At 66.3% G+C, this 25,852-nt stretch carries 27 protein-coding genes and 1 tRNA gene; 6 read left to right on the top strand and 22 right to left on the bottom strand.

The genetic code is table 11. The features are described 5' to 3' along the window. On the top strand, nucleotides 1-223 hold a 223-nt coding region (locus B3E43_RS02995; RefSeq protein ID WP_292026443.1), incomplete at its 5' end, for a hypothetical protein. 3 nt (nucleotides 224-226) lie between these two features. Here the strand turns inward: B3E43_RS02995 and B3E43_RS02990 are convergent. The 4 genes from B3E43_RS02990 to B3E43_RS02975 form a co-directional block, all read right to left on the bottom strand. Then, nucleotides 227-1,201: an esterase-like activity of phytase family protein gene (locus tag B3E43_RS02990; RefSeq protein WP_292026440.1), complete on the bottom strand. Its 975-nt coding sequence runs from the start codon at nucleotides 1,199-1,201 to the stop codon at nucleotides 227-229. Beyond that, complete coding sequence (cobT, locus tag B3E43_RS02985) at nucleotides 1,198-3,069, bottom strand: cobaltochelatase subunit CobT (protein WP_292026438.1); 1,872 nt, start codon at nucleotides 3,067-3,069, stop codon at nucleotides 1,198-1,200. Before cobT ends, B3E43_RS02990 begins: the two co-directional genes overlap by 4 nt. Nucleotides 3,070-3,106: 37 nt before the next feature. Next, a complete protein-coding gene (ppa, locus tag B3E43_RS02980; protein ID WP_292026436.1) occupies nucleotides 3,107-3,673 on the bottom strand; it encodes an inorganic diphosphatase in 567 nt (188 codons plus the stop codon). A gap of 73 nt (nucleotides 3,674-3,746) precedes the next feature. After that, entirely contained in the window at nucleotides 3,747-4,637 is an 891-nt protein-coding gene (locus B3E43_RS02975) for a TolB family protein (protein WP_292026433.1), read from the bottom strand. A gap of 98 nt (nucleotides 4,638-4,735) precedes the next feature. Here B3E43_RS02975 and B3E43_RS02970 point away from each other — a divergent pair, with 98 nt between their 5' ends. Further along, nucleotides 4,736-5,422: a DUF599 domain-containing protein gene (locus B3E43_RS02970; protein ID WP_292026431.1), complete on the top strand. Its 687-nt coding sequence runs from the start codon at nucleotides 4,736-4,738 to the stop codon at nucleotides 5,420-5,422. 161 nt (nucleotides 5,423-5,583) lie between these two features. On the opposite strand, the gene B3E43_RS02965 is transcribed toward B3E43_RS02970, so the two are convergent. Further along, nucleotides 5,584-6,411, bottom strand: coding sequence for an N-formylglutamate amidohydrolase (locus tag B3E43_RS02965; protein WP_292026429.1), 828 nt, complete (start codon nucleotides 6,409-6,411; stop codon nucleotides 5,584-5,586). A gap of 154 nt (nucleotides 6,412-6,565) precedes the next feature. Here B3E43_RS02965 and cpdR point away from each other — a divergent pair, with 154 nt between their 5' ends. After that, nucleotides 6,566-6,925, top strand: coding sequence for a cell cycle two-component system response regulator CpdR (gene cpdR / locus B3E43_RS02960; protein ID WP_292026428.1), 360 nt, complete (start codon nucleotides 6,566-6,568; stop codon nucleotides 6,923-6,925). 124 nt (nucleotides 6,926-7,049) lie between these two features. Then, nucleotides 7,050-7,124: transfer RNA gene (locus tag B3E43_RS02955), tRNA-Val, on the top strand. 212 nt (nucleotides 7,125-7,336) lie between these two features. Here the strand turns inward: B3E43_RS02955 and B3E43_RS02950 are convergent. From B3E43_RS02950 to B3E43_RS02925, 6 genes are all read right to left on the bottom strand, one after another. Further along, on the bottom strand, nucleotides 7,337-8,479 hold the full coding sequence (locus B3E43_RS02950) for a hypothetical protein (RefSeq protein WP_292026426.1): 1,143 nt from the start codon (nucleotides 8,477-8,479) through the stop codon (nucleotides 7,337-7,339). A 450-nt stretch (nucleotides 8,480-8,929) separates the two neighbouring features. Beyond that, nucleotides 8,930-9,637, bottom strand: coding sequence for an ABC transporter ATP-binding protein (locus B3E43_RS02945; protein ID WP_292026424.1), 708 nt, complete (start codon nucleotides 9,635-9,637; stop codon nucleotides 8,930-8,932). Next, entirely contained in the window at nucleotides 9,630-10,832 is a 1,203-nt protein-coding gene (locus B3E43_RS02940; protein ID WP_292026422.1) for an ABC transporter permease, read from the bottom strand. The genes B3E43_RS02945 and B3E43_RS02940 overlap by 8 nt, the downstream gene beginning before the upstream one ends. Next, a complete protein-coding gene (locus B3E43_RS02935) occupies nucleotides 10,829-12,019 on the bottom strand; it encodes an efflux RND transporter periplasmic adaptor subunit (RefSeq protein ID WP_292026421.1) in 1,191 nt (396 codons plus the stop codon). The genes B3E43_RS02940 and B3E43_RS02935 overlap by 4 nt, the downstream gene beginning before the upstream one ends. Further along, on the bottom strand, nucleotides 12,016-12,579 hold the full coding sequence (locus B3E43_RS02930; RefSeq protein WP_292026419.1) for a TetR/AcrR family transcriptional regulator: 564 nt from the start codon (nucleotides 12,577-12,579) through the stop codon (nucleotides 12,016-12,018). The genes B3E43_RS02935 and B3E43_RS02930 overlap by 4 nt, the downstream gene beginning before the upstream one ends. Nucleotides 12,580-13,065: 486 nt before the next feature. Continuing rightward, the gene (locus B3E43_RS02925) at nucleotides 13,066-13,341 is read right to left on the bottom strand and encodes a metal-sensitive transcriptional regulator (protein ID WP_292026417.1); all 276 of its coding nucleotides are present in this window, start codon (nucleotides 13,339-13,341) and stop codon (nucleotides 13,066-13,068) included. Nucleotides 13,342-13,441: 100 nt separating this feature from the next. On the opposite strand from B3E43_RS02925, the gene B3E43_RS02920 reads away from it, so the two are divergent. Then, on the top strand, nucleotides 13,442-15,796 hold the full coding sequence (locus B3E43_RS02920; protein WP_292026415.1) for a heavy metal translocating P-type ATPase: 2,355 nt from the start codon (nucleotides 13,442-13,444) through the stop codon (nucleotides 15,794-15,796). A gap of 37 nt (nucleotides 15,797-15,833) precedes the next feature. On the opposite strand, the gene B3E43_RS02915 is transcribed toward B3E43_RS02920, so the two are convergent. Next, a complete protein-coding gene (locus B3E43_RS02915; RefSeq protein WP_292026413.1) occupies nucleotides 15,834-15,998 on the bottom strand; it encodes a hypothetical protein in 165 nt (54 codons plus the stop codon). Nucleotides 15,999-16,354: 356 nt separating this feature from the next. On the opposite strand from B3E43_RS02915, the gene B3E43_RS02910 reads away from it, so the two are divergent. Beyond that, the gene (locus tag B3E43_RS02910; protein WP_292026410.1) at nucleotides 16,355-16,804 is read left to right on the top strand and encodes a YbaN family protein; all 450 of its coding nucleotides are present in this window, start codon (nucleotides 16,355-16,357) and stop codon (nucleotides 16,802-16,804) included. 308 nt (nucleotides 16,805-17,112) lie between these two features. Here B3E43_RS02910 and B3E43_RS02905 read toward each other — a convergent pair whose 3' ends face one another. The 10 genes from B3E43_RS02905 to B3E43_RS02860 form a co-directional block, all read right to left on the bottom strand. Continuing rightward, on the bottom strand, nucleotides 17,113-17,727 hold the full coding sequence (locus B3E43_RS02905) for a class I SAM-dependent methyltransferase (protein WP_292026408.1): 615 nt from the start codon (nucleotides 17,725-17,727) through the stop codon (nucleotides 17,113-17,115). A gap of 220 nt (nucleotides 17,728-17,947) precedes the next feature. After that, complete coding sequence (gene hemN / locus B3E43_RS02900; RefSeq protein ID WP_292026405.1) at nucleotides 17,948-19,306, bottom strand: oxygen-independent coproporphyrinogen III oxidase; 1,359 nt, start codon at nucleotides 19,304-19,306, stop codon at nucleotides 17,948-17,950. After that, nucleotides 19,303-19,884 (bottom strand): molybdenum cofactor guanylyltransferase, encoded by a 582-nt coding sequence (gene mobA, locus B3E43_RS02895; protein WP_292026403.1) that lies wholly within the window; start codon nucleotides 19,882-19,884, stop codon nucleotides 19,303-19,305. The genes hemN and mobA overlap by 4 nt, the downstream gene beginning before the upstream one ends. Next, nucleotides 19,885-20,580 carry a carbonic anhydrase gene (locus B3E43_RS02890; RefSeq protein ID WP_292026401.1) on the bottom strand — a complete coding sequence of 232 codons (696 nt, stop codon included), beginning with the start codon at nucleotides 20,578-20,580 and terminating at the stop codon, nucleotides 19,885-19,887. Beyond that, the gene (locus B3E43_RS02885; protein WP_292026399.1) at nucleotides 20,577-21,137 is read right to left on the bottom strand and encodes a hemerythrin domain-containing protein; all 561 of its coding nucleotides are present in this window, start codon (nucleotides 21,135-21,137) and stop codon (nucleotides 20,577-20,579) included. The genes B3E43_RS02890 and B3E43_RS02885 overlap by 4 nt, the downstream gene beginning before the upstream one ends. Before the next feature lie 30 nt (nucleotides 21,138-21,167). Next, nucleotides 21,168-22,406 (bottom strand): hypothetical protein, encoded by a 1,239-nt coding sequence (locus B3E43_RS02880; protein WP_292026397.1) that lies wholly within the window; start codon nucleotides 22,404-22,406, stop codon nucleotides 21,168-21,170. 1 nt (nucleotide 22,407) lies between these two features. Beyond that, a complete protein-coding gene (locus B3E43_RS02875; RefSeq protein WP_292026395.1) occupies nucleotides 22,408-23,520 on the bottom strand; it encodes a peptidylprolyl isomerase in 1,113 nt (370 codons plus the stop codon). Further along, nucleotides 23,517-24,236, bottom strand: coding sequence for a respiratory nitrate reductase subunit gamma (gene narI, locus B3E43_RS02870; protein ID WP_292026393.1), 720 nt, complete (start codon nucleotides 24,234-24,236; stop codon nucleotides 23,517-23,519). Before narI ends, B3E43_RS02875 begins: the two co-directional genes overlap by 4 nt. 11 nt (nucleotides 24,237-24,247) lie before the next feature. Further along, nucleotides 24,248-24,958 (bottom strand): nitrate reductase molybdenum cofactor assembly chaperone, encoded by a 711-nt coding sequence (narJ, locus tag B3E43_RS02865; RefSeq protein WP_292026391.1) that lies wholly within the window; start codon nucleotides 24,956-24,958, stop codon nucleotides 24,248-24,250. A gap of 2 nt (nucleotides 24,959-24,960) precedes the next feature. Then, the coding region (locus tag B3E43_RS02860; protein WP_349677550.1) for a 4Fe-4S dicluster domain-containing protein at nucleotides 24,961-25,852 on the bottom strand (892 nt) is incomplete at its 5' end.

The raw sequence follows: 25,852 nt of genomic DNA, 5'->3' as shown, positions 1-25,852 counted from the left end.
CCAGGCACAACCCGCCGCCCAGGCAGAAGCTGCAGCGCCGCCCGCCTCCAGCGCGGCCCAACCGACCTCCGATACCGCCCAGGTCTGCCGGACCGAGCCCGTCACCGGCTCGCGCTTCGGCCGCCGGGTCTGCCGCAGCGCGGTCCAGACCGAGGAAGATCGCGCCGCCAGCCGCGAAATGCTCCGCCAGATGCAGGGCGCCCGCACGCCGCCGGTGGGCTGACCGTCAGGGTGTGACGTCGAAGGCCAGGAGCAGTGTGCGCTGGCGTGCGCTGTTGTTGTCATCTGACAGCAGGTAGAGCCGCGTCATCCCGTCAAGGCGGGTCGCGGCAATACCCTCAAAATTGTCGGTCGTGCCGGGCAGTTTGAGCTCGATCAGCACGGGACCCAGCGCCCCGGTGACATCCATGCGGCGGACCCGGGCGCGGGCGTCGGCCGGCGGACTGAAGGACCGCTGCACCACCAGCCAGCCCTCGCCCCGGGGATCACGGTCCATGCCGGTGATCCTGTAGTCGCGGTCGGACAGGCGTGGTTCGGGGGCGGTCACCACAACGCACCGCGCCGCCGTGCAGTCCCAGACGCCCCCCGATTCACCAGTGACGCGCCAGCCTGACGGCCCGGCGGCGATGCCTTCCATACCGTCGTTGAGTGGGAAGTCCGTGTCGGGCGAGCGCACCGGAAGCGGGCGGGACCGGGGGCGGCGGGGATCGCCATAGTTCCAGATACGGTGGTGGCGTTCGAAACTGACCAGCAGGTCGCCGCGGGCGTCGATGGCCAGCCCCTCCGCGTCGCCATCCACCTTCTCGAGGATCGGGGCGCCGTCCGGCAGGGTCAGGCGGTGAAGCCCGAGCTGGTCGACACCCGTGAGCCGCCCGCCAGCGTCGAGCCGCAGCCGTCCCCGCACCAGGTCACCGGCGTCGCTGACACTGATGAAGCTGCCGTCGTCGAGCAGCTTCAGGTCGGACAGGCTGTGGAGACGGGAGTCCTCGGCCAGCACCAGTTCAACACCGCCGGCGAAGCGGACGTTGTCCTGCAGCCGCGCGCCACCCGGCCAACCAAGGTTGACCGGTCGGACCGCGGCCGCCGCAGGGCTCCAGCCGCCCGCTGTGCTCCCGGCCATGGGGGTGACGCTCGTGGCCCCGGCGCAGGCGGACAGGACGAGGGCGGCGAGGGTCGGAGCCCAGTGGCGGAACAGGTTCATGCAGCCTTCCTTCGCCGCGCCGGAGCCGCCTTGGGTTCGCCCTCGAACAGTTCGGCCAGTTTCTCGATCATCGCCCCGGCCAGCTGCTCGACATCGACGATGGTGACCGCCCGGCGGTACCAACGGGTGACGTCATGGCCGATGCCGATGGCGATCAGCTCGACCGGCGACCGCGTCTCGATCTCGGCGATCACCTGACGCAGGTGTTTGTCCAGATACAGGGCGGCATTGGCCGACTGGGTCGAGTCATCGACCGGCGACCCGTCGGAAATGACCATCAGGATGCGCCGCGCCTCGGTCCGGCCCAACAGCCGGTCATGCGCCCAGGTCAGGGCCTCGCCATCGATGTTTTCCTTCAGCAAACCCTCGCGCATCATCAGGCCGAGGCTCTTCTTCGCCCGCCGCCACGGCGAATCCGCTGACTTGTAGATGATGTGGCGCAGGTCGTTCAGCCGCCCCGGATTGGCCGGCTTGCCGGCGCTGATCCAGGCCTCACGCGCCTGGCCGCCCTTCCACGCCCGGGTGGTGAAGCCGAGGATCTCGACCTTGACCCCGCAGCGCTCCAGCGTCCGGGCCAGAATGTCGGCGCAGACCGCCGCGACCATGATCGGCCGGCCGCGCATCGAGCCGGAATTGTCCAGCAGCAGGGTCACCACCGTGTCGCGGAACGGGCTCTCGCTTTCGGCCTTGAAACTGAGCGGACTGGTCGGGTCGGTGATGATCCGGGTCAGGCGGGCGGTGTCCAGCACGCCCTCCTCGAGGTCGAAATGCCAGCTACGGTTCTGCTGCGCCATCAGCCGGCGTTGCAGCTTGTTGGCCAGGCGGGCGACCACCGAGGACAGGGCGGTCAGTTGCTGGTCCAGAAGAGCGCGCAGCCGCTCCAGTTCATTGGGGTCGCACAGGTCGGCGGCGTCGACGACCTCGTCATAGGCGGTGGTGAAGACGCGGTAGGCGTCGATGGTCCGGCCGTCGTCGGCCGTCTGTTGGCGGTTGGGCAGGGCGCCTTCGTTGACGTCAGGCCCATCGTCCGAGGCTTCCCCGTCAGGATCGCCCGCCGAGCCGTCCGGCCGGGCATCGCGCTCGTCCCCCTGGCTCTGGTCGTCGGCCGAGCCGTCCATGGTCTGGCCTTCGCCACCGCCCGCGTCGTCCTCCTCGTCCTGCTCGTCAGCGGCGTCGGGCGACTGGGGATCAGCGTCGTCCTCGCCCTGCTCATCCGATGTGTCGTCGCCCCGCCCGTCGCCCGGATCGAGGTCCAGCGCGCGCAATACGTCCTTCAGCCGGTCTGCGAACGCGACCTGGTCATCCGCCACCTCGGCCAAGGCGTTGAGTTTGGCGCCGGCCTTGTCCTCCATGGCCGTGCGGACCAGATCCAGCATGGCGGCGGCCCCGTCCGGCGCGCGCTGGCCGGTCAGCCGCTCGCGCACCAGCAGGGCCACGGCCTCGGCCACCGGCACCCGCTCCGCCTCGGTCGCGCGCAGGGCGCCCATCTTCTCCAGCCGGGTCAGCAGCGCCGCGCCCATATTGGCCCGCACCCCGGCCAGCGACTGCGAACCGACCGCCTCGACCCGCGCCTGCTCAACGGCCTCGAACACCTCGGCGGCGCGGCTATCCAGCGGCCGCAGGCGGGCGTGCAGGGTCTCGTCATGATTGGCCAGACGCAGCGCCAGCCGGTCGGCCTGACCGCGCAGGGTGGCGCTTTCGGGCCCGCCGGGGTCACGCGGCGGATGCGGCAGGGTCAGGACGCCGTTCGACAGCTTCGGCCCGTCGGAGCCGAACACGACCTCCAGCTCCGACTGCTCCGCCAGCGCCCGCGCCGCATGGGCGAGGGCGCGCTTGAAGACGTCTGCAGGGGTCTCGGCGGCGGCCATGGGTTTCCCTAGCCGGTCGCTATCGGTCGCGAAAGGCTCAGGCCGCGTTGGCGGCCTTGGAGGCGGCCGCCTTCAGCTTTTCCTGATGCGCGCGCATGCCGGCGGCGATCAGTTCAGCGGCCTCGCCGGCGTCGCCCCAGCCCTTCACCGTCACCGACTTGTTCTTCTCCAGATCCTTGTAGCGGGTGAAGAAATGCTCGATCTGCTCGACCATGATGGTAGGCAGCTGCCGGTAGCTGGCGATGTCGGTGTAGTAGGGGTTCAGCTTGTCGACCGGCACGGCGAGGATCTTCTCGTCGCCGCCGGCCTCGTCTTCCATCTTCAGCACGCCGATCGGACGCGAGCGGATGATGCAGCCCGGCACCACGGGCGTCGGGTTCAGCACGATCACATCGCAGGGGTCGCCGTCATCCGACAGGGTGTGCGGGATGAAGCCATAGTTGCCCGGATAGTACATGGCCGTGTGCAGGAAGCGGTCGACGAACAGGGCGCCGGACGCCTTGTCCATCTCGTATTTCACGGGCAGGCCGCCCTGCGGGATCTCGATGATCACATTGACGTCCCAGGGCGGATTGGGCCCGACGGGGATGGCGTCGATATTCATGGCGGCTCTATGGTGCAGTGCAACGGGGAGGCCGGGCGTGATAGGCCTCTAGTGACCGAACGGCAAGCGCGCCTCAATCGCGAAACTCGAGGAGCCTGCGATTCGATCCATCGATATCTGCGAGACCGATCCGCGCCTGATCGCCCTCCGCGTCGGGAAACAGGAAACGGCGGCCGTCAGGAGATACGACCGGCGCTCCGAACCCGGACGCCGTCTCGAGGATCAGGCGATCCTCGCCGCTCTCCGGGTTCAGGGCCCGCACCTCATGACGGCCGTCCGTCGTCTGGCGCATCATCAGCAACATCTCTCCGTCCGGGGTGAAGGAGGCCGCCCGGTGGGCGTGCGGCCCCCGCGTCAACGCCGAGACTGCGCCGGAATCCAACTCGATCTGATAAAGCTGGTCCACCCCCGACCGGTTCGAGAAAAATACCAGGCTCCGCCCATCCGGCGTCCAGACCGGAACCTGGTCATTTCCCGGCCCGTCGCCCACGGGGGTCAAATCGCCCCCTTCCGCACTCATCACGAAAATTCGCCAGGGGAAGGCGCCTTGCCCGGGCGCGGTCGCACGCGCGCTGCACATCATCGCGATACGTCGTCCATCCGGTGACGGGGCGGGAACGCCGCAGAAACCTTGTGTCGCCGATAACTGACGCGCTCCGGAGCCATCATTCGACATGGCGAACAGCCTGACGGCTCCGTCATTCCGGGGCGACTGGAACAGCAACGTCTCACCGTCCGGCGTATAGATCGGATGGGCGTCCCGGCCGGGCGTGTCGGTCAGTTTCCGGAGGCCGGAGCCGTCCGCCAGCGCGACATAGATCTCCGGGTCGCCGCTGCGATCCGACGTAAAGGCAATCGAGCGCCCGTCGGGCGACCAGACGGCGAAATGGTCGTTAACAGCCGCCGGCTCGGCCTGGGCCGATGACGTAAGGGCGAGAAACACCAGAACCAGACCAAACTTCATGTACGCCTCCCATCTCCGGCGCCTAGAGTAGCGACGGTTGCCAAGGTAGGCGATGGCGGCGCGCTACGCCTCGCGGCAGCCCTGGAGTACTGGACGCAATGACCCTTTTTGACTGGCTGGCCCTGGCGCTCTTCATCCTGTGCTGGCTGGGCTACGGCCCGCTTCTGGCGCTTCTGGCGCGGCGGAGCGGTACGTTGAACGACGACATGCTCGTCGTTCGCCGGGTGTGGATGACCGCCATGACCCACCGTGAAACCCGCCTCGTCGACAGTAACCTGATGGGCCACACCATCAATTCCGGCGGCTTCTTCGCCTCGACCAACCTGCTGCTGATCGCCGCCGTGGCCAGCGTTCTGTTCGGCGGGGAGCAGGCGATGCTGGGGTTCGCCTCGGTCGGCGCCGAGGAGGTGCCGACGAAGCTGCTGGTGGCCAAGCTGGCCCTCGTGCTGCTCTGTCTCGCGCGCGGCCTGCTGGACTTCATCTGGTCGATCCGTCAACTCAACTACGCCCTCGCCCTGATCGGTGCTGCCCCGGAGGTGCATACCGAGGCGGACCGGGCGGCGCTGGGCGAGGCGGCGGCCAATCTGCTGAACCCGGCTCTCAGCGCCTTCAGCCAGGGCGTGCGGGGCTATTATTTCGCCCTGGCGGCGGCGGCCTGGCTATTCGGGCCACTGTGGCTGGCCCTGGGCGTAACGGCCGTCTTCTGCCTGATGGTCTGGCGTCAGGCGGGTTCTCCGGCCGCCCGCGCCATCCGCAGCGCCCGCAGGCTTCTCGAACGCCCGTAGATCGCGTGGAAGCGGTTACATTGCGTGAACGCAGTTGCGAGATAGCTGCTTGACGATTTGTGCGCTGCAACCTAGCTTCATTTTGACGCCTCCGGGCGTCATGCCCTTCTGGGCGTTTCCTCCCTATAGACTTTATGCCGCGCCCTCGGGCGCGGCTTTTTTTATGCCCCGGCCAGCAACTCGGCGATGACCCGCGCCACGCCTTTTTCGGTGCGCGACCAGCCGACCCCCGGCGAACGGGCAGCCTCATCAAAATACAGCGCCCGGTTCAGCTCGATCTGGATGGCGTGAAACCCCTCCGCTGGCCGCCCCCAGCGCTGGGTGGTCCATCCGCCCGCATAGGGCTGGTTCAAGGCTACCCGCCAGCCCAGCGCCTCAAACGCCCGCCGCAGCCGCCGCGTCAGTTCCGCCGGGCATGATGAGCCATGGCGGTCGCCCAGCACCACGTCCGGCCCGCGCGCTCCGCCGGCGCCTTGCGTCGCGCGCGCGGGCATGGAGTGCCAGTCCACCAGCACCGCCTCACCGTACCGCGCCCGCGCCGCCTCCATCCCGTCCGCCAGGGCCTGGTGGTAGGGCGCATGGGTCCGTGCAATCCGGTCCCTCGCCTCGTCCAGCGTCAGGCGGCGATCATACAGAGGCCGCCCGTCTCCTGCCAGGCGCGGAATGACGCCATATCCCGCGGTCGTCCGGGCCGAAACCGACCCGTCAGCTGCGCCTTCGATCAGTACAGGGTCCAGATCGGCCGGATCGCGGTTCAGATCGATCCAGGCCCGGCCCAGTCGGCCCAGCACCACCGTCGCGCCCAGATCGACGCCCGGCGCGATCAGCCTGTCGACCAGGGCGTCCTCGGCGCTGCGCAGACTGGCCTCAGCCAGGGCCGGATCGGCGCCCATTTCCTGCGGATAGACCGTTCCCGAATGGGGCGAGGCGAAGACGAACCGGCCGGGCGATTTCGGACGCAGCACGACGAAGACGTCGTCGTCGCTCAATTCCGTCCCTGCCCCGTCCTGATCCATGGGCCAGCCATACCCTGTTTCTTCTGACCATCCACAGGTGAGCGTGGGTCAGGGCGTCCTGATTTTCATGGCGGGTTTACCACTCGCGGCGTAGCGTTTCGGAAAGACGACCGGGGCGGACGACGACATGGCGCGCATTCTACTGGCGGAAGACGATCACTCGCTTCGCGGCTTCCTGACCCGGGCGCTGGAGCGCGCCGGCCATTCCGTCGTCGACTGCGAGAATGGCGATGACGCCATCGACGCCCTCGACCAGGGCCCATGGGATCTGTTGCTGACCGACATCGTCATGCCCGGGGCCGACGGCATCGAGGTGGCGCGCGTCGCCGCCGCCCGCCAGCCCGGCATCCGCATCATGTTCATCACCGGCTTCGCCGCCGTGGCCCTGTCGGCCGCCCAGGCCAGCCCCCAGGCCAAGGTGCTGGCCAAGCCCGTCCACCTGCGCGACCTCGTCGGCGAGGTCGAGCGGATGGTGGCGGCGGCCTGAAATCCCCTGCGGGCGGTCACGATCATGAGATCGAACGGCCTTGGTTTCGCCCTTGCGGTCGGCGGGCCCTAGGGGTTATAGAGCGCTCCTTCCCGTTCCGGGGCTTCTCCGGAACCGTCTTGGCGGATGCGTAGCTCAGCGGGAGAGCACCTCGTTGACATCGAGGGGGTCACAGGTTCAATCCCTGTCGCGTCCACCATTCCTTTCTCAATAATTTCAAAGTGTTGGGAAGGGCCGCGACCTCAAGCTCAGATCCCGTATTCTCCCCCAGATACCACATAGATACCCGTCGAACGAAACTCGGGTATCTGGGGGACTACGCCTTGGGCGGTATTTGAGCAGAGTCTGGAAGAGAACCGAGTGCCTCGGAACGCAGCATGAGAGATGGCCTTGGCCTCGCTCCAACATGCATCAGTCCCAGGCACCCATCCCCTCGAACTCGAATTCCCAATCAATGTCCCGCCGGAACCCGCTGATCGCAGAAGCCGCCGGGCCTTTGGGTTTGATGGGAAGAATACAAAGGACGCCGAGGCCGCTCAGCCGATCCTTCACCGTCTCGACGACGGCTCGAGCGACCGGTCCGTTGCCATGGGTGTGAACGCCAACGAGCATCCAGCCCGCGTCGGTCAGTCGAAGCACGACGATCACCGACAGCGCCTCGATGACGAAGAAGGCCGAGGCCCCCGCAGCCATCTCCTGCGTGTAGCTAGAGACACAATTCCGGAACCGGCGCCCCCATTCTTCCGCCTGGGCCGGATTGATTCGGATCACGTCTGGTGCAGCGTCGTCTATCGGGAGGCCCAAAGGTTCAAGACGGTCAGCGCGGGCCAGCCATGAGCGGGCGAACGAGCCCGCGTTGAAGTTGCTCCCCATGGCGTCGGCCGACTCGCGGAGCGCCTTGTCCGTGGCGGCGTTGCACAGAATTCTGATTGCCCGCAGTGAGGCGTTCAGACGATGAGCGACTCCGGCATCATGGATGTGGGTCACGACGGTCGGCGTGAGAATGGCGAGGTCCAAGGTCTCGATGACCTGCAAGAGATTGTCGGTCAGCCGTTCGTTGACCTGCTCCAGGACACGCCGGCGTGCCCGGCCGTCTGAGGTGGTCGAACCCAGGAGATCGATGAGGCGCTTATACGCCTGAGGCGTCGTGAGCGGCTCATTCCCGATCTTTTTAAGAGTACCGCGGAGCGAGGGAGGCAGGACGTCGAGTGCTGCCTCGACGATCTGCTGGGGCTTCATGGTCTGGATCGCCATGGCGAACTGAGCGCGAAGCGAGGGAGCATCCCGGCTCTCGTCGATTTCCCCATGGGCGCGGAGCAGAAATGTTTCGGGATGATGATCCAGATTTCCCATCGCCACCGCCACGGCCACGGCGTTGCGCCAAAGCGGGCCGCCGGATTTGAACGCGAAGAGGAGAAGGCCGCCTGAGTTGCAGTCTTCTTCGAGGCTGATCAAGGTCGAGAGCAGCCACCCGCTGAGGGGCGACAACCAGTCCTTGCCGGGCTGGTTCGTAGCCGCGTTCGACCGCAAATGTTCGATGAGATGGTTGGTCATGACGCCTCCATGAGAGAGGCGGCGAGCACCGCGCTTAGCCGCCTGGAATTCTCTCGGGTAAGGCGGTGTTGACCATCGGCGACTGATGGCGCGGGAGGGGTTCCGAGGTCAAGCAGGCCCGGCGAGGCCCGCTCACCCAAGGCTTCGCTGTCTGCCGGGTCGGATGTCGGAAGTGCGGGCGATTGCTCAGGGCTGCCGGCCCGCCTCCAAACCGGAGCCTCAAGGGGCCGCTACAGTGAATCCCGCTGTCCAGCGAAAAGATGCTTCGGTCAGAAGGCCGTGACGATTGAAACAGGAGACGTGTACCTCCCTCGCCCTGTGCGCCGTCTCCGCCTACCTCCACCGGTGATCGCAGGCGAGATTCGCCGCCTCTTCACACCGGGCGCCTCGAACATAGTGTCCGGCCGCGCCGGGTGCTGAGTGGCGGTCGATTGAACAGTTCGGTCCAGCTCAGGCTGCGGGTCGATCGCCGCGGATTTCCTCATGCGTCCGCCCATCCCGGATATGATAGAGGCGTTTAAAGGTGGGAATGATCTTCTCGTCATGGGTGACGATGATGATCGCGGTCCGGTAGCGGGCGGCCATGTCATTCAAAATCTTGACCACGGCCAGCGCGCGCTCCCCGTCGAGCGGCGCGGTCGGCTCGTCGGCGAGAATCACAGGCGGCTCATTCACCAGCGCGCGGGCGATGGCGACGCGCTGCTGTTCGCCGCCCGAGAGCTGCGATGGCATGGCCTTGGCGCGATGGACGACATCGAGGGCCGTGAGCAGGGTCTTGGCCCGGGCGCGGGCCTCGGCATTGGCGACGCCGGCCAGCATGGGCAGCAGCGCGACATTGTCGGTGACGTCAAGGAACGGGATCAGATAGGGGGCCTGGAAAATGAAGCCTATACGGTCCCGCCTCAGCGCGCGCAGGTCCGCCGTCTTCCAGCCGTCGTCGTAGATGGCCTCCTCGCCGATCGTCATCCGCCCTGAGGTCGGCTCGATCACCGCACCCAGGCATTTGAGCAGGGTGCTCTTGCCCGATCCCGAGGGACCGATCAGGCCGACGACCTCGCCGGGCTCCACATACATGTCCACGCCCCGCAGCGCATGGACCGCGGTCTCGCCTGCGCCATAGGTCTTGACGAGGTTCTCGATACGGATGCCGTCAGCCACCGATCGCCTCCGCGGGGTCGACCCGAAGGGCGGCGCGGATGGCGAGCAGGCTCGCGACCGCGCAGATCACCATCACAGCCACGAAACCCCGCAGCGAGTCGCTCGACAGCAGCAGCACATATTTGGGAAAGATCGGCGCCCAGACCGTCGCAGCGATCTTGCCGACGACAAATCCTATCAGGCCGAGTCCGAGCGCCTGCTGCAGGATCATGAATGAGATGGTTCGATTGCGCGTGCCGATCAGCTTCAGCACCGCGATTTCCCGGATCTTGCCCATGGTCAGCGCGTAGATGATGAAGGCGACGATCGCCGCGCTGACGATGGCGAGGATGACCAGAAACATGGCGATCTGGCGCGCTGAGGTGGCGATCAGTTTCTCGACCAAGATCCGTTCCATCTCGGCCCGGGTGTAGACAGTCAGTCGTTGCCAGCGCCGGATTGTTTCGGCAGCCCTGTCCGGGCTGTAGCCCGGCTCGACCTGCACCAGGACCGCGTTGACATAGGGGTTGGTGGCCTGTGACGCGGCCACGGCGTCGAGCACGCCGGGATTTCCGGGCGGATTGAGCGCCGGGTTCTGCGCTGTGCGAGCGCGCTGGCTGAGGATCGCGTCGCTGTCCTTCTGGAACTGGGCCTGCTGGGCGTCCTTCAGGGGAATGAACAGCATGGGATCGCCGCCTGACGACACCATGCGACTGGTCAGCCCCACAATCGTGTAGTGATTTCGCCGCACCTGTACGACGTCGCCGAGCTCAAAGCCGGTCTTCACATCGGCGACCGCCTCATAGTGGCTGCGCACGATCTGCCGCCCGGCAACCATGTGCGGCGGCTGTCCGGGCTCACCCGGCGAAGCTGTGTCGGTACCGACGACCATCACCCGGACATCGCTCCCGGCATGGTCGATCTGCATGGTCAGATAGGTGACGTTGGCCGCCCGTTCGACCCCGCGCATGGTGCGGATCGACCGGTCGATATCGTCAGGGATGCTCGAGGGTTCGGCATAGGGACCGAGCGTGTCCTTCTGCACTACCCAGAGGTCCGCACCGCTGTTGTCCAGCATCGCCTGGGCGTCATCAACCATGCCGCGATAGACGCCGGCCATGGTCAGGGTGACGCCGATGAGCAGTCCCAGCCCGATGCCGGTGAAGACGAATTTCCCCCAGTCATGAAGGATGTCGCGCCCGGCAAGGCTGATCATCTTGGGCCGCCGGCAAGCTGTTCGACGATGCGTATCCGGGTGCGGGCGGTGAGACCCCGTTGGCTGTAGGCCACAACCCGCTCTCCCGGTTCCAGACCGCTCAGCACCTGGACCCTGCCCTCGAAATCGGTGGCGCCGGTTGTGACGGGCCGGAACCTCAGTCGGCCATCCGCGACAACCCAGACGCCGGTCTCGCCCTCGACGCGATGAATGGCGGCGTTGGGGACGGTGGGCGTTCTCCTGGCGGGCGGCAGGGTCACGGTCACCTCCGCCAGCTCTCCAACAGGAGGTAGTTCACCGGTTTCAAAGCCGATCTTGGCCAGCAGTTCCTCTGTGACCGCGTCGGCCATGGGCTCGGTGCGGATGACCCGGCCTTCGAACGCGGTTCCGCTCCGCGACCGAAGCACCACCTGGGCCCGCAAACCGGGCGCCAGGCCGGTCGATTGGGTCTGGTCAAAGCGCGTGTTGATCCAGAGGTTGGTAGGATCGATGATTTCGACGACGGCCTGCCCGGCTACAACCGTGGTCCCCGGTTCCGCTACACGGCGGACGACGAGACCATCGGCGGGGGCGACAAGGCGCAGATTGGACCTTTGGCGAACCAGCGCCGCGCTTTCCGCGCCGGCGCGTCCGCGGTCCTGCGTTGCGGCGGCGAGATTGGCCCGTGCCGCAGCCGACCCGGCTTGCGCGACCTGCAATTCCTGACGCCGCGTATCGACCGCCGCCTGGGAGACCCAGCCGCCGTCCAGCAGCTGTTCGGTTCGCTCCGCCTGGGTTCGAGCCAACCGCGCCCGCGCATCCGCGTCGGCGAGCTGCGCCTGCGCTGTGCGTTCCAACGCCGCCGCACGGCCCTCGGCGCCCTGTTGCGCGGTGATGCGCTCATCAAGATCGATCGGATCGATTTCGGCGAGCGGCTGGCCCGCAACGACATGGTCCCCGACATCCACCAGCAGCGTTCGGACCCGCCCGGCCGTCGTGGGGCCGACGCGGTGCGTATAGCGCGCTTCCACCGCACCGATCCCGAACAGGGATGGCGAGATCGCCCTTTCTTCGACCGTCACGAGGGTGACCGATACCGGCGCAAGCGGGCCGGTGCGCACCGCCACATAGGCGAACGCCACGCCCAGCGACGCCAGGACGGCGATCAACATCCACGTCCGACGATTGCCCGGCAGGGAAAGTTTCATGTCCGCGCCCCGATGCCCTTGAGATAGATGCCGAAGACCCGGCCGGCCATGGTCTGCATGGCAGCGAAATCCCCCGCGATCATGGCCTGCATCACCAGACCCTGGATCGTGCCGACGAACAGGATCGCGGCGGCCTCGGTATCCAGGTCAGCGGGCAGTGAGCCGTCGGTCTTGCCGCGTTCGACAAGCCCCATGACGCGGGTCCGATAACCGTCCATCAAAGCCTTCGCGCCGCGCTTCGCAGCCGTATCGCCCGTGCGCTGCAGCTCACCGAACATGATCCTGGGCACGCCCGGTCGGGCGGCGACGAACCCGACATGGGCCATGAACATCGCCTCAAGAGCGGACAAGGGCGACGCTTCCTTTGCGAGGGCCTTGTCCAGGCGTTGGGTGAGCTGGTCGGCGGTCCAGACCATGACCGCACCCCAAACGGCGTCCTTGGTGGGGAAGTGTCGGAAGAGCGCGCCCTGAGACAGGCCCATGTGCTGGGCGATTTGTCCGGTTGTGATTTCGGCCGGATTGGTCGTGGCCGCGAGGTCAACGACCGTCTCCACGGTCATATCGCGACGCTGGGCGGCGGGGAGGTTCTGGCGTGCCATGCAAGTGACAATACCCGAAAGCGAGTGATCAGTCACTAACATTGATGGCTTCGGCTTTTAGGCGCACCGCGCTTGGCAGGACGATTGCGGATGAATTCCTATGTTGACGCCTTGCTAATCGGCACAGGCGAGATACCCGGACATCTGCGACTTGGCGGCTCCAAAGACAGGGTTTCCCGGTCCGATATAAACAGCCGCGACCCCCAAAGTCGGTCAGGAGTCCATCATGTCTTCTCCACGCCACAACCGACCGCAAAGGGTTAGCGACGTCCAGAAGTGCGGCAGCTGAATCATAGCGGCGGTTCAGAAGACCCGTATTCCGGTCGTGGGCTTTCAGTGCATCCAATGACAGCGCGCGGGCTCGTCGCCCCCGGTCACACGTCCTTGTGGCGAGGAACAGGCGTAGGCAGGGGACGTTAGCGGCCTGACAGTCTCGTTCGGTCAGACCTACCGAGAGGCGCGGGCCAGGAGTTCCATCAGCTCGGCGGCCTTGGCCTTTCGATCCTCGAGGTCGTCGCCTGTCATGGCGCCCATGACGCAGTGGTCGAGGTGATCCCTCAACACTTCGGTCTCCACGCGGTGGAGCGCCGCACGGACGGCCTGCAGCTGGGTCAGCAGGTCGATGCAGTAGCGGTCTTCGTCGACCATTCGGGCGATGCCCCGCACCTGACCTTCGATCCGGCTCAGCCGGTTAAGGATTTTGGGCTTTGTGTCGGTTTGCATGTGGCCTCGCCTCCAGAGTTTTGAATATACCCTACAGGGGTATCTTGCGCTATACCCCCTGTAGGTATATTTGAGCGCTCGGTCAGCCGGAGCAAGCGCCATGTCCACGCCTCCTCACAATCACGCCGCGGGCCATTCGTGCTGCTCCGCGAAAGCCTCTGCGGGAGCGGCCACGGTAAAGGATCCGGTTTGCGGGATGTCGGTTGATCCGACGGCGACGGCTCACCGGGCCAGCCATGACGACGAGGACTATTTCTTCTGCTCGGCGGGGTGCCAAACGAAGTTCGTCGCGGATCCGGAGCGCTATCTGAAGCCCGCTGACGAGCCCGATCCCGCCATTCCGGGCGTGATCTACACCTGCCCCATGCACCCGGAGATCCGGCAGGACGGACCGGGCTCGTGCCCGATCTGCGGCATGGCGCTGGAGCCGGAAACCGTCGCCGCCGAAGCGCCGCCCAATCACGAACTGATCGACTTCACCCGTCGCTTTTGGGTCGGTCTGGTTCTGACCCTGCCGGTGTTCGCGCTGGAGATGGGCGGGCACCTGACCAATCTGCACATGCTCATCCCGGGCCAGATGTCGAACTGGATCCAGTTCGCCCTGGCCACGCCCGTCGTCCTGTGGTGCGGCCTGCCCTTCTTCCAGCGCGGCTGGACCTCGCTGCGCACTCGCCGGCTGAACATGTTTACCCTTTTCGCCATGGGGGTCGGGGTCGCCTGGCTCTACAGCGTCGTGGCGGTCACGGCGCCCGGACTGTTCCCGCCCGCCTTCCTCAAGGCCGACGGAAGCGCGCCGGTGTATTTCGAGGCGGCGGCGGTCATCACGGTGCTGGTGCTGGTCGGACAGATCCTGGAGCTCCGCGCGAGGGAGCAGACGTCAGGGGCGATCCGGGCCTTGCTCGATCTCACGCCCAAGACCGCGCGGCGGGTCCGGGCGGACGGCGTCGATGAGGACGTCTCGCTTGACCAGATCGTTGTCGGCGACTCCCTGCGGGTCCGTCCCGGCGAGAAGATCCCGGTGGATGGCGAAATCCTGGACGGCCGCGTCGCGGTCGATGAGTCGATGGTGACCGGCGAGTCAATGCCGGTGACCAAGGCGGTCGGCGACCGGGTCGTCGCCGGGGCCCTGAACAAGACCGGGTCCTTCATCATGCGCGCCGACAAGGTCGGGGCCGACACCCTGCTGGCGCAGATCGTCCAGATGGTGGCCCAGGCCCAACGCAGCCGCGCACCGATACAGCGGCTGGCCGATACGGTGTCAGGCTGGTTCGTCCCGACCGTGATCGCGATCGCCCTGCTGGCCGCCGCCGTCTGGGGACTGGTCGGGCCGGAGCCCCGGTTGTCCTATGCGCTGGTCGCCGCCGTTTCGGTCCTGATCATCGCCTGTCCCTGCGCGCTCGGTCTCGCGACCCCGATCTCGATCATGGTCGGGGTCGGACGGGGCGCGCGCGCCGGGGTTCTTATCAAGAACGCCGAAGCGCTGGAGCGCTTCGAAAAGGTCGACACCCTGATCCTCGACAAGACCGGCACCCTGACCGAGGGGCGCCCGTCCGTGACGGCGATGCTGGTCGCCGACGGCTTCGATGAATCAGACGTGCTGCGTCTTTCGGCCAGTCTCGAGCGCGGCAGCGAGCACCCCCTGGCGGATGCGATCGTCCAGGCTGCGAAGGACCGCGATCTGACCCTGTCAGAAGCCGTGGACTTCGACAGCCCGGTGGGACGCGGCGTGCGCGGGACAGTCGAGGGCCGCCAGGTGGCCTTGGGCAACACCCGGTATCTCGGTGAGCTTTCGATCGATGTGTCCGCTCTGGAGCCGAAGGCGGACGCACTCCGGAAAGACGGCGCCACGGCCATTTTCGTGGCCATCGACGGCAAGGCCGCCGGGGTTATCGGCATCTCCGATCCGGTCAAGGCCACCACGCCCGAGGCGATTGTCGCGCTGAAGGCGGCGGGTCTGAGACTGGTCATGATGACCGGGGACAACCGGACGACGGCTGAGGCCGTGGCGCGACGCCTCGGCATCGACGAGGTCCACGCCGAAGTCCTGCCGCAGGACAAGGCGTCGGTGGTTCAGCAGCTTCGGTCACAGGGCCGGGTCGTGGCCATGGCGGGGGATGGGGTCAATGACGCGCCGGCTCTCGCGGCCGCCGATGTCGGCGTCGCCATGGGGGCGGGTTCGGACGTCGCCATTGAAAGCGCCGGCGTGACCCTGCTGGGCGGCGACCTGCAAGGCATCGTCCGCGCGCGGCATCTGTCCCGAGCGGTGATGGGCAACATCCGGCAAAACCTGGTCTTCGCCTTCGGCTATAATGGGCTCGGCATCCCGGTGGCGGCGGGCCTGTTGTATCCCGTTTTCGGACTGCTCCTGTCGCCCGCCCTGGCGGCGCTCGCGATGGCGCTTTCCTCGGTCAGCGTCATCGGCAACGCGCTAAGGCTCCGCTCAGTGAGGCTCTAACATCGCGCGATCTGTTTCGGGGAGCGGCCCAGAGCATTTAGGCGAGCACGATCCAGAGCCCGAAAAAGGCGACCACACACAGACCCGAAAACAGACACATATTGACGAACATACGCATCATTCCACGTTCGTGTTGGTCTGTGAGACCGAGATGGTCGCAGACCAGATTGGACGGACGCAACAGCAGCGTGAGCAGGGTCATTTTTGGTTCCTTGCAGGCGGTCGGGCCAGGTGAGCGTGGGCGGCAGAGAGTCCGTTCATCGCCCGCAGGCCTTGCGGCAGGATCACCCGGCGCGGATCGGAATACACCCTGGGGAATCCCCGGAGCGGTGTTCGCGGTTACCAGCCACTTCAGCTTGACGGAGACACGCGAAGCCGGATGCGGCGCCTTTGCGGGCGTCTGGTATCGCGCTCACTGGCTGCTCTGGGCGCGGCGGCGATCCTGTGGCTCCCGCCCTCCCGGGCACCGCCGCCATCTGCGGGGCCACGTTGTTGGGACGGTCGCCGTGATTGCGCCAGCGCAATGTCCACTTGGTAGCACCGGCCCATAGTCAGGCCATGACCCGTCTCGGGAATCCCAGATTCAGCACCACTTGCCCGACGGACTTGTGCATATTCAGCGAGTGTCATTGCTCGCCTTCCGAAGCGGGGCGGGCCACCGCCTGGACGTTCCGACTTCTTGGGATCGCCGCCGTGGGCATCGCCTTCGCCGGCGTCCTCCTGCCGGTGCTGCCGACAACCCCCTTCCTGCTGATCGCCGCATGGGCATTCGCCCGTAGCTCGCCGAGTCTCGACGCCTGGCTACGGGCCCATCCCCACCTGGGGCGGCCGCTCGCCGCGTGGGAGGATCGCCGTGCCATTCCCCGAAGAGCCAAGGCCCTCGCCGGCGTCAGCATGTCCGCCAGCTGGCTCTTGCTTTGGTCCGGCGGTGCCCCCGTTGGGATTTCCGTCGCCGCCGGCGCCGTCATGCTCGCGGCCGGCGTCTGGATCCTGACCCGGCCATCGTAGCTCTTCCCAGCAATTCGGTCGATCGACTCGGCGAGCGCCACCGTTGCTATCGCCGACCGTTGCGGCAGTGGGTGAGCGTCCGGTGTGCGCTGTGGTCCGAATGTCTCATGTTGGCGCTTGCCCGCCCTTTCATGTCTCAGGATTGATCCAGCCAAATCCTCCGAGCGGCAGAGTTGCGATTTCAACCGCATCGGCTCCCTGTAACGCCCCGGTTCCGTGAAGCGGGCTTTTGCGCAAACAGGGACAGGGCGTAAGTCCGCTTCTCTGGACAACGGACGGAGGCAGCCTGCCGAACCGACGGCGCACTCTCACTCCACGCGGCAGAAACAATACATGAATTCCTGAGGCGTCCCCCAAGGCGTCTCGTGCAGCTCTGTAACGCTATCCAACAGGCGAAACTTCGGCCCGAACTCGCCGTGGAGGTTTTGTGCGTCGTAGCGAACGACATCCAGTCCGCTGCACTTCTCCGGCCCATCCAGGCCGAAGGTGGCGACAATGACGTGACCGCCAAGCCTGACTGCGCGGGCGACCTGTCGCACGTATGCGGCTCTGTCTTCTGCGCTTGTCAGGAAGTGGAAAACAGCCCGATCATGCCAAACATCGTAGCGAGCGGCTTCCAACTCGACAGTTGTGATGTCGCCGGTGATCCAATGAACCGAGGCACCAGAAGCACCCAGTCGGCCTTTCGCGACGTCAATCGCCGCCGGGGAGATGTCGAGTACGGTCACGTCGGCGTAGCCCCGCGCGACAAGATCATCGACCAAAGTCGCTTCCCCCCCGCCGACGTCAATGACGGCGCTGTCTGTGCCGGGCGCCGCGTGTTCGATGAGCCTCAGGGAAGTTTCCAGATGAGGACGATACCAGCTGACTTCGTCCACCTTCTTGTTCTGATAGACGGTTTCCCAATGAGCCTTGTTAGTCATCGTCGCCCCTCCAGAACTATTCTTGAGAGCTGGGGCCAGTGTGATCGGAACGCCAGAGGGGCATATCGAAAATTCGGCAACGAAGGGCCGCGGACCCCAAGGTCAACATCGTCGAGCGGCCGACGCAAATGTCTGCTTCCAACCGATCGCCAACCTCCGCGCCTGTCGCGAGGCTGTCCGGATGGCGTTTCAGGCCGATGCAGGTCTCCCGCACAGAATCTCAGATCGCCAGGCTGTGCCTCACTGATGGCCGCGAAGCTTGGGGATCGAAGCAGGCAGCGACGACTCGCACCAACCGCGAGAACTCCGGTGAAACGCTGATCCGTCGTCCAGACACCGCACAGAGACCATCCACCCTCAACGTTCGAGCAGACTCCAGTTCATCATCGAGGGTACTCGCCGCGTAGCCATACTCCGTGCACACGGACGCCACGTCCACTTCCAGACTGCACATCAGTCGCTCAATGACGGCCCCGCGCAGCCGATCGTCTCTGGTCGTCGCCAGTTGACGCGACACAGGCAGCTGATGGCGCTTCACGGCAGCCGCCCAATGGTCCACGCGCGAGGCGTTCTGGGCGTAGCCTTGCCGAAATGCGCTGATCGCCGAAGGCCCAAGGCCGATCAGAACGGCTGCCGGGTCGTCGGTATAGCCTTGGAAATTGCGGCGCAGGCCACCGTTGGCCAGCTGCGCCGTCATCGGGTCGTCGGGGTGGGCGAAATGGTCCATACCGATCCGGATGTAGCCGTGGTCGAGGAGAACAGCCTCGGCTGCCTCAGCTTGGCCCCATCGCCCGGCAACATCGGCCAGATCCTCGGGGCGGATCATCGCCTGGTGCTTTTTCATCCATGGGACATGAGCGTAGCCGAACAGGGCGACCCGGTCCGGCGCCAGCGAAAGAGCGGTCCTCAAACTGGCCGCGACATTGTCGGGGGTCTGGCCAGGTAGGCCGTACATCATGTCGAAATTGACCGCCTTTACGCCGCCGCGGCGGATGTCGGCGACCGCTGTCTCGACGCGCTTAAACGGCTGGATGCGGTTGACCAGCCGTTGGACTTCGGGATCGAAGGTCTGGACGCCGAGACTGGCCCGGGTAACGCCGGCGGCGCCCAGTCCGCGGGCGAAGTCCCGGTCGAGATGTCCGGGGTCGAGTTCGACGGCCACCTCGGCGCCGAGTCGCAGGCCGAACCTTCGGGAGATTGAGGCCAGCAGCCCGGAAAAATCGTCGCGGGAAAGCGAATTGGGACTTCCGCCGCCGAAATGAACATGGGCGGCGCCAGCGTGCGGCGGCATGGCGTCGGAACACAGATCCAGCTCGCTCGTGAGGTGGCCGAGAAAGTCAGAGATCCGGTCATAGCCGTTGGGGACGCTGGTGTGGCATCCGCAGTACCAGCACAGACGTTCGCAGAAGGGAATGTGGACGTAGACCGAGACGGCGTCGGTCGGCTGGATCGTGCCCAGCCAGTCCCTCGTCAGGGTGTCATCGGGAGCCGGCTGGAAGGCGAGGGCGGTGGGATAGCTCGTATAGCGCGGCAGGTTCCGGGAAGCATGGACCAGCAGCGATTCCGTCAGCGTCGTCATCCCAGGGCCGCCTCCGACGCGGCCAGATCCTCGGCGGTATTGATGTTGATAAAAGGGTCACCTCCCTCGACGGGCCAGTCCACGACGGCGCAGCCGACAGCCTCGCTCAGGCCGCGCAGGGACAGCCGGCCCTCTTCCGCCCGTCGCACCAGGGTGGGCACGACGGCAGTGCGCCACAGGGCGCAGACTGGATGCAGCCGTCCGCCGCTGGCGGCGACCGCGACGCCGACCTCAGAGGTCAGGGCCTGCTCCAGACGATGGTGCAGGTCGCCCGGGAGGAAGGGCATGTCGCAGGCCAGGGTCAGGACCCGATCGGCGCCAGCCGCTGACGCCCAGGACAAGGCCGAGAGCAGGCCGGCCAGCGGCCCTTCGATACCCGGCGCATCAAGCACCACGGTCCCGCCGAAGCCGGCGACCTGTTCGGGGCTGCGCGCAACTAGGATGGAGGGCGCCGCGATGACGTGAGCGTGGTTCAGGGTGTGATCCAGCAGGCGGGCTCCACCCAGCAGGCGGCGCGGCTTGTCGCCGCCGATGCGCCGGCCGGCCCCGCCGGCGAGGATGGCCACCACCAGGCCCATTCAGCGCGCCCCCGGGCGTCGCGGAACCGGCGGGCGCGAAGCCGTGCGGGGACCGGCGCTTCGCGCGGGAAGTGGGGACGGCGCAACCAGCCGCCCGGCCGCGCCGAGGTCGCCGACGGTCGTCTCGAGATCCCGGACCAGACCGTCCCGGATGGAATAGATCCAGCCGTGGATCGACAGCGGCTGGCCCCGGCGCCAGGCGTCGGTGACGAAGGGATTGCGGGATAACGCCCGCACCTGGGCCAGAACGTTTTTCTCGCAGATGAAGTTGACCCGGGTTTCGGGGTCTTGGATGGCGTCTAGATCGGTGTGATGGTCTTCGCACAGGCGCTGGACCCGCTGCATCCAGTGATCGAGGATGCCGTGGCGCTGGCCATCCAGTACGGCTCGCACGCCACCACATCCATAGTGGCCGCAGACAATGATGTGGCGCACCTTCAGTGTCTCCAAGGCGAACTGGAGCACCGCCAGCAGGTTCATGTCCTGGGCCGGCGCGAGATTCGCGACGTTGCGATGGACGAAGAGTTCGCCCGGCTGAAGGCCGACGATCTCATTGGCCGGGACGCGGCTGTCGGAACAGCCGATCCACAGATAGTCCGGCGCCTGTTGTTCCGAGAGCCGGCGGAAATACCCCGGATCAAGCCGGGTTCGGGTGGCTGCCCAGTCCAGGTTGTTGCGTAGCAGGGTCTCGATCATGACGCCGCCTCATCGCCTTCGGGATCCAGCAGGACGCCGCGGCGGGCCGCCAGCCGGATGCTGAGCGCTCTGAGGTCCGCAGGGGTCAGACGAAGGCGGGCGATCGGCAGAACCACAGCGTTCTCCAGAGCGATGTGGCGGCGCTCATGCAGGGCGAAGTCTGTGAAAAGGAGTCGGCTCTCCCGATCCTGTCCTGGCGCCCGGCCGTCGGTAAGGGCCCGTTCCAACGCGGCGATGAGGGTGCGGGCCCGGTGTAAGTCATCGTGGTGCTCGGCCGACAGCGCCCCCAGAACGGAGTCCAGTTCGTCGGCGGGCTGGCAGCGCCGCCGCAGCAGCGGAAACAGATCATCCTCCTCATCAATGACGTGCAGCGGCATGTCATGGCGCAGGAAGGCCAGTATCTCGTGGGCCTCGTCGCTCAGCAGGACCGTCGCGTTGCCGACCCGTTCAATCAACTGGCACAACTGGCGATGACGGTAGTGTTCCGCGAACAGCCAGTTGAGCGGTTCATGGATCAGTTCTGGCGGCAGGGGTTCGATCCCGGGGCTCTGGCTCATCGGTCATTCGCTCTCTGCCCGGTCATCGGTCTAGAACCGATAGTCGAGGGCGGCCCAGACCTTGTCGCGGTCGGGGAAGGAGGGTGCGGCGCCGTCGAAATGGGCGCCCTTGAGTTCGACCGCCCAGTGGCTGTCGAGCACCAGTCGCGCTGAAAGGTCGAGCTCTCTGCCGTAGCGGGCGGAGCCGTCAGCGTCGTGAATATCGCGCCAGGAGGCGGTCAGAACGCCGCTTCGCCCCACGGGCGGATGGGCGACTGCATAGCTCGCCGTTGCTGATACGTCGCGCAGTCCGTCCTTCGGTGTGGTCAGAAAGACATCGGCCCAGCCCTGGAAGGCATGAAGGGTGGCTAGGGGTGTCTGGAACGCCTGGGCGCCGTTTCCGTCCAGGCGCTCGAGCGCCAGGGTCGCGGTAAACGGACCACGCTTCAGGCCCGCCGAGACCAGCCCATAGTCGAGGTCGAACCGGGCCGGATTGGCCCCGTACTCAGACTGCCGGGCGTATTCGACGGTGTAGAGGGCCGACCAATCCGGCGGCAGATCACGGCTTCCCTCCAGTCGTGCGCCCCAGGTCGCTGAGGACTGGGCGGCGGCGTTGCTGAAATCCAGCAGATAGCCATAGGCCGTGATCTTGCCCACCGGGGTCGGGGTCTCGACGTTTATGAGATGACTGTCCGAGCGCCACTCGCCCACGGGACTGTCGTCGCCGAACACCCGGTGGACCCGGTCGATCCAGGCATAGGTGACCGTGAGCGGCTCGAACGCACGGGTCGTCACCTTGACTGCATCGAAGGTCTGCTCGTTCTGACGGAAGCCGACATTGCCGACGAACCTGGCTGTGCCCAGCACGATGCGTTGCCGACCCAGGACCACCTCTGTATCCGGCAGGCCGGTCCAGGCGACCTGCAGCCGGTTCAGTTCGAACGCCTCGGGATCGGCGACCACGGGATAGGTTGGGGGGCCGTGGATGGTGTCGTTGTAGTCATCGACAAGAGCGACGACCGCCTCCCCCTCGACCAGCACACGAAACCCGGACCGCTCCGGACTCTGCCAGCCGAGGCGGGCGCGAAGGGTCAGCGCCGATGCGTCGTCGAGCCCGTCCTGGCTGACACCTTCATAGCGCAGGCGGCTCTCGAACAGGAGGTCGCCCGATTGGGACGAGGCGGCGGCCGCGCCCGGAGAAGGGGGCGGGGCGGAAGTCTGTGCGCTTGCCACGACCGGCGCCGCCATCGCAGCAAGCGCCAGAAGGGCCGTTTGACCAACGGTCGGCATCTCAGTGTCTCCGAACGATAGCGTAGGATCGGCCCGGCGCTTTCAGTTTCGATTTCAGGATCGCTCGCACGCAGGCCAACGCCGGATCGTCCGAGCCCTGGGCGGCCGAGATCAGTCGGGTCCAACCCTGGTCATCGGCGCCCTGGAGGAAGGATGAAATTTCGCTCTGGACGAACTCGGCCAGACTGACTCCGGTCGTCGCGGCGGTCTGACGGGCCTGGACGGCCAGCGCGGGGTCGGCCTCGTCCAGCCAGACCTCCAGGCGTGCTGTGACGGCGTCCTGGTCGTTCAGGAGGTCGCCGAGGGACAGGGCTCCGGGAGCGACACCGCCATCCTCGGTCACGCTGAGCGCCACGCCGCATTCCCGCGCCTCAGCCGCGAGGCCGGACACATAGCGGGTTGCGGCCGCCGTCCAGGCTCGGCTCTCCAGATGCAGGGCGATGCGCGGAAGGACATGTTCGAATGGCAGCCGGCGACCCTCGATGCGTCGATCCAGCCGAAGGACATGCCAGCCGAAGCGTGATCGCACAGGTTCGGACGCGGTCTCGCCATCTTGCAACAGGTCCAGTCCAGCCTCGACCTCCGTCGCGAGATCGCCGGGTGATAGCTGCCCCAGGGAGCCGCCTACGCCTTTTGACGGGCAATCCGAGAGCGTCTCGGCGAGGTCCGCAAACCGGTGCGGATGCCACGCCAGTTCAGCGATCGCAGCACTGGCCGCGTCGCGCGCGGACTGCCAGGCGGCCTCGTCGTCGCCCTTCGGTGCGAACAAAATATGAGAGGCCTGAGTCAGGGGCGGGGTGCGAAACCGCTCCGGTGCGCTGTCATACACCCGTTGGCATTCCGCTTCGCCGGGCCGCTCGACCTCAATCTCAATGTCCAGCACGGCCCGTACGAGCGCTTCCTCAGGCGTCTCCTCGCGGCCGTCCTCGTCCTGCTCCGCTTGCGGAGTCAGGCCGAGCTGGTGCGCCCTGTCCAGCAACAGGGCCTTGATGGCGAGAGCATGGGCGGCCGCCATCCGCGCCTCTTCGGGGGTTGCGGCGGGATGGTTCTGGGCTTCCTCGGCGACCAGCCGTTCGGGCAGGGCCACGCCGTCGATGACGATGACCCCGCTCATTGGCCCAAGTCTCCGGCGCGACGTGCGACCGGCATCTGACGCTTGCTGCGGACCAACTGCCAACCGCGGCGGTTCAGATACCAGACCGGCGCCGAAAGCATGTGGACCAGCCGCGTGAACGGGAAGATCAGCATGATGGTCAGGCCGAGGGTCAGGTGCGCCTTGAAGATCCAGTGGACGTCGGCGACGAAGCCCGCGCTGGCGGGGTTCAGGGTGAAAATTCCCTGGGCCCAGGTCATGAATTTGATCATCTCGTGGCCGTCAAGATGGCCCAGCGACAGAGGAATGGTAGCGAGGCCGAGACACAGCTGGATCAGCAGGATGGCCAGGATGGCGGTGTCGCCGAAACTGGAATTCTGGCGAATCCGGGGATCAAACAAGCGTCTGTGCAGCAGCAGGAGACCGCCCACGAGACAGGCGGCCCCCGCGATGCCACCGGCGACGATGGCAAGCATCTGTTTGAAGCCATGGCTGACGCCCAGGTAGTCCCATACCGCGATCGGCGTCAGAAGCCCGACGAAATGGCCGGCGAAGATGGCGAGAATTCCGAGGTGGAACAGGACGGATCCGAGCATCAGCTGCTTGCGCCGCAGAAGCTGGGACGAGCCGGTGCGCCAAGTGTACTGCTCGCGGTCGAAGCGCAGAACAGAGCCGATCACCAGGACCGCCATGGCGATATAGGGATAGACGCCGAAGACGATGAAATTCAGGTCCATAATCACGATCCTCAGGCGGCCGCGCCGACGCGGCGGCTCTTGTCAGGTGGCGGGGCGGCGTTCATGGCGGAGAGCATGGAGTCCGCCTTCGGGCAGCCGGCGTCGGCCGGGCCGAAGGAAACGGCGGTCTCCTCCCAGGCCTTGTCCACCGCTTCCAGATCGTCCGGATCGTCGTCGGGCTCCTGCATCAGGGCGGCGACGGCGTCGGAGTCGGGTACGGCGCCGGTCATCGCGGTGAGCGCTCCGAACACGGCCCGATAGGGACTTTCGCGCTTGTGCAGCCGCTCCGTCAGGGCGGCGAGGACGTGGGCCCCTTCACCAAGCAGTGAGGCGGCTTCCTCGTTGGGCAAGGTCGACAGGAAGTCCAGGAACACAGGCAGGTGGTCCGGCAGTTCATTGGCCGTCAGCTCCAGCCCGTAGGAGCGGTAGAGCTCGATCAAGGCCGCCATCGCCTGTCCGCGGTCGCGGCTCTCACCGTGAATGTGCTCATACAAGTTGAGCGACAGCGACCGGGTCCGGTCGAACAGGTGAACGAAACCCTCCTGAAGGTCGAAGAGGTCCTCGCTTTCAAGCTTGCTGGCGAGTTTCTCCAAAGCCCCCACGATCGGCGTGGGGACCATGCCTTCAGAGCGGATGGCGGCCATGATCGCCGGTGCGGCGGCCTGGACATCGGCGGTCGGATAGCTGAGCAGGAGCGCCAGGGCGCGATATGTCAGTGCCATGATCAGGCCACCTCTGCTGTCGGTTTGGCGCGTGAGCGCTTGTCGGGGCCGAACAGGCCCAGTTCGGTGCGTCCGCCGGAGCAGCCGTTGCCGAAGGTGAAGCCGCAGTTCCCCCGCAAGTCGTAGGCGTCCTCGACCGTCTCGCGATGGGTCGAGGGGATGACGAAGCGGTCCTCGTAGTCGGCGATGGCCATGATCTTGTACATGTCGTCGATCTGGGCCGCCGTCAGGCCGACGGTTTCGGCCAGGCCGTGGTCGATGCGCCCGTCCACGGTCCTGGCGCGCATATAGGCGCGCATGGCCAGCATCCGCCGCAGCGCCAGGGTCACCGGTGCCTCGACCCCTGCGGTCAACAGGTTGGCGAGGTATTTCACCGGGATGCGGAGTGAGTTCACATCCGGCATCTCGCCGTCCATCTCCAGGGCGCCGACGGCGGCGGCGTTCTGGATCGGCGACAGCGGCGGCACATACCAGACCATCGGCAGGGTCCGATATTCGGGGTGCAGCGGGAAGGCGACCTTCCAGTCGATCGCCATCTTGTAAACCGGGCTACGCCGGGCGCCTTCGAGCCAGGCTTCCGGCACGCCGTCCGCCCGGGCCTGGGCGATGACGGCCGGGTCGTGCGGGTCGAGAAAAATGTCGAGCTGGGCCTGGTAGAGGTCCTTCACGTCCGGTGTGGAGGCGGCCGCCTCGACCCGGTCGGCGTCATAGAGCAGCACGCCCAGATAGCGGATGCGGCCGACGCAGGTCTCGGAACAGACAGTCGGCTGACCGACCTCGATGCGCGGGAAGCAGAAGGTGCATTTCTCCGATTTGCCGGAGTCCCAGTTGTAATAGATCTTCTTGTACGGGCAGGCCGAGACGCACATCCGCCAGCCGCGGCACTTGTCCTGG

This window comes from Brevundimonas sp. UBA2416 (genome assembly GCF_002343105.1).
Lineage (GTDB): Bacteria > Pseudomonadota > Alphaproteobacteria > Caulobacterales > Caulobacteraceae > Brevundimonas.
Note: the sequence above shows the minus strand (reverse complement) of the source record. Positions and strands in the feature narration are given on the sequence as shown.

What these genes read in the sequence shown, in the direction of transcription:
- B3E43_RS02990 (WP_292026440.1), bottom strand. Translation starts at nt 1,201, where the DNA reads ATGAACCTGTTCCGCCACTGGGCTCCGACCCTCGCCGCCCTCGTCCTG.
- cobT (WP_292026438.1), bottom strand. Translation starts at nt 3,069, where the DNA reads ATGGCCGCCGCCGAGACCCCTGCAGACGTCTTCAAGCGCGCCCTCGCC.
- ppa (WP_292026436.1), bottom strand. Translation starts at nt 3,673, where the DNA reads ATGAATATCGACGCCATCCCCGTCGGGCCCAATCCGCCCTGGGACGTC.
- B3E43_RS02975 (WP_292026433.1), bottom strand. Translation starts at nt 4,637, where the DNA reads ATGAAGTTTGGTCTGGTTCTGGTGTTTCTCGCCCTTACGTCATCGGCC.
- B3E43_RS02970 (WP_292026431.1), top strand. Translation starts at nt 4,736, where the DNA reads ATGACCCTTTTTGACTGGCTGGCCCTGGCGCTCTTCATCCTGTGCTGG.
- cpdR (WP_292026428.1), top strand. Translation starts at nt 6,566, where the DNA reads ATGGCGCGCATTCTACTGGCGGAAGACGATCACTCGCTTCGCGGCTTC.
- B3E43_RS02950 (WP_292026426.1), bottom strand. Translation starts at nt 8,479, where the DNA reads ATGACCAACCATCTCATCGAACATTTGCGGTCGAACGCGGCTACGAAC.
- B3E43_RS02940 (WP_292026422.1), bottom strand. Translation starts at nt 10,832, where the DNA reads ATGATCAGCCTTGCCGGGCGCGACATCCTTCATGACTGGGGGAAATTC.
- B3E43_RS02935 (WP_292026421.1), bottom strand. Translation starts at nt 12,019, where the DNA reads ATGAAACTTTCCCTGCCGGGCAATCGTCGGACGTGGATGTTGATCGCC.
- B3E43_RS02930 (WP_292026419.1), bottom strand. Translation starts at nt 12,579, where the DNA reads ATGACCGTGGAGACGGTCGTTGACCTCGCGGCCACGACCAATCCGGCC.
- B3E43_RS02925 (WP_292026417.1), bottom strand. Translation starts at nt 13,341, where the DNA reads ATGCAAACCGACACAAAGCCCAAAATCCTTAACCGGCTGAGCCGGATC.
- B3E43_RS02920 (WP_292026415.1), top strand. Translation starts at nt 13,442, where the DNA reads ATGTCCACGCCTCCTCACAATCACGCCGCGGGCCATTCGTGCTGCTCC.
- B3E43_RS02915 (WP_292026413.1), bottom strand. Translation starts at nt 15,998, where the DNA reads ATGACCCTGCTCACGCTGCTGTTGCGTCCGTCCAATCTGGTCTGCGAC.
- B3E43_RS02910 (WP_292026410.1), top strand. Translation starts at nt 16,355, where the DNA reads ATGACCCGTCTCGGGAATCCCAGATTCAGCACCACTTGCCCGACGGAC.
- B3E43_RS02905 (WP_292026408.1), bottom strand. Translation starts at nt 17,727, where the DNA reads ATGACTAACAAGGCTCATTGGGAAACCGTCTATCAGAACAAGAAGGTG.
- hemN (WP_292026405.1), bottom strand. Translation starts at nt 19,306, where the DNA reads ATGACGACGCTGACGGAATCGCTGCTGGTCCATGCTTCCCGGAACCTG.
- mobA (WP_292026403.1), bottom strand. Translation starts at nt 19,884, where the DNA reads ATGGGCCTGGTGGTGGCCATCCTCGCCGGCGGGGCCGGCCGGCGCATC.
- B3E43_RS02890 (WP_292026401.1), bottom strand. Translation starts at nt 20,580, where the DNA reads ATGATCGAGACCCTGCTACGCAACAACCTGGACTGGGCAGCCACCCGA.
- B3E43_RS02885 (WP_292026399.1), bottom strand. Translation starts at nt 21,137, where the DNA reads ATGAGCCAGAGCCCCGGGATCGAACCCCTGCCGCCAGAACTGATCCAT.
- B3E43_RS02880 (WP_292026397.1), bottom strand. Translation starts at nt 22,406, where the DNA reads ATGCCGACCGTTGGTCAAACGGCCCTTCTGGCGCTTGCTGCGATGGCG.
- B3E43_RS02875 (WP_292026395.1), bottom strand. Translation starts at nt 23,520, where the DNA reads ATGAGCGGGGTCATCGTCATCGACGGCGTGGCCCTGCCCGAACGGCTG.
- narI (WP_292026393.1), bottom strand. Translation starts at nt 24,236, where the DNA reads ATGGACCTGAATTTCATCGTCTTCGGCGTCTATCCCTATATCGCCATG.
- narJ (WP_292026391.1), bottom strand. Translation starts at nt 24,958, where the DNA reads ATGGCACTGACATATCGCGCCCTGGCGCTCCTGCTCAGCTATCCGACC.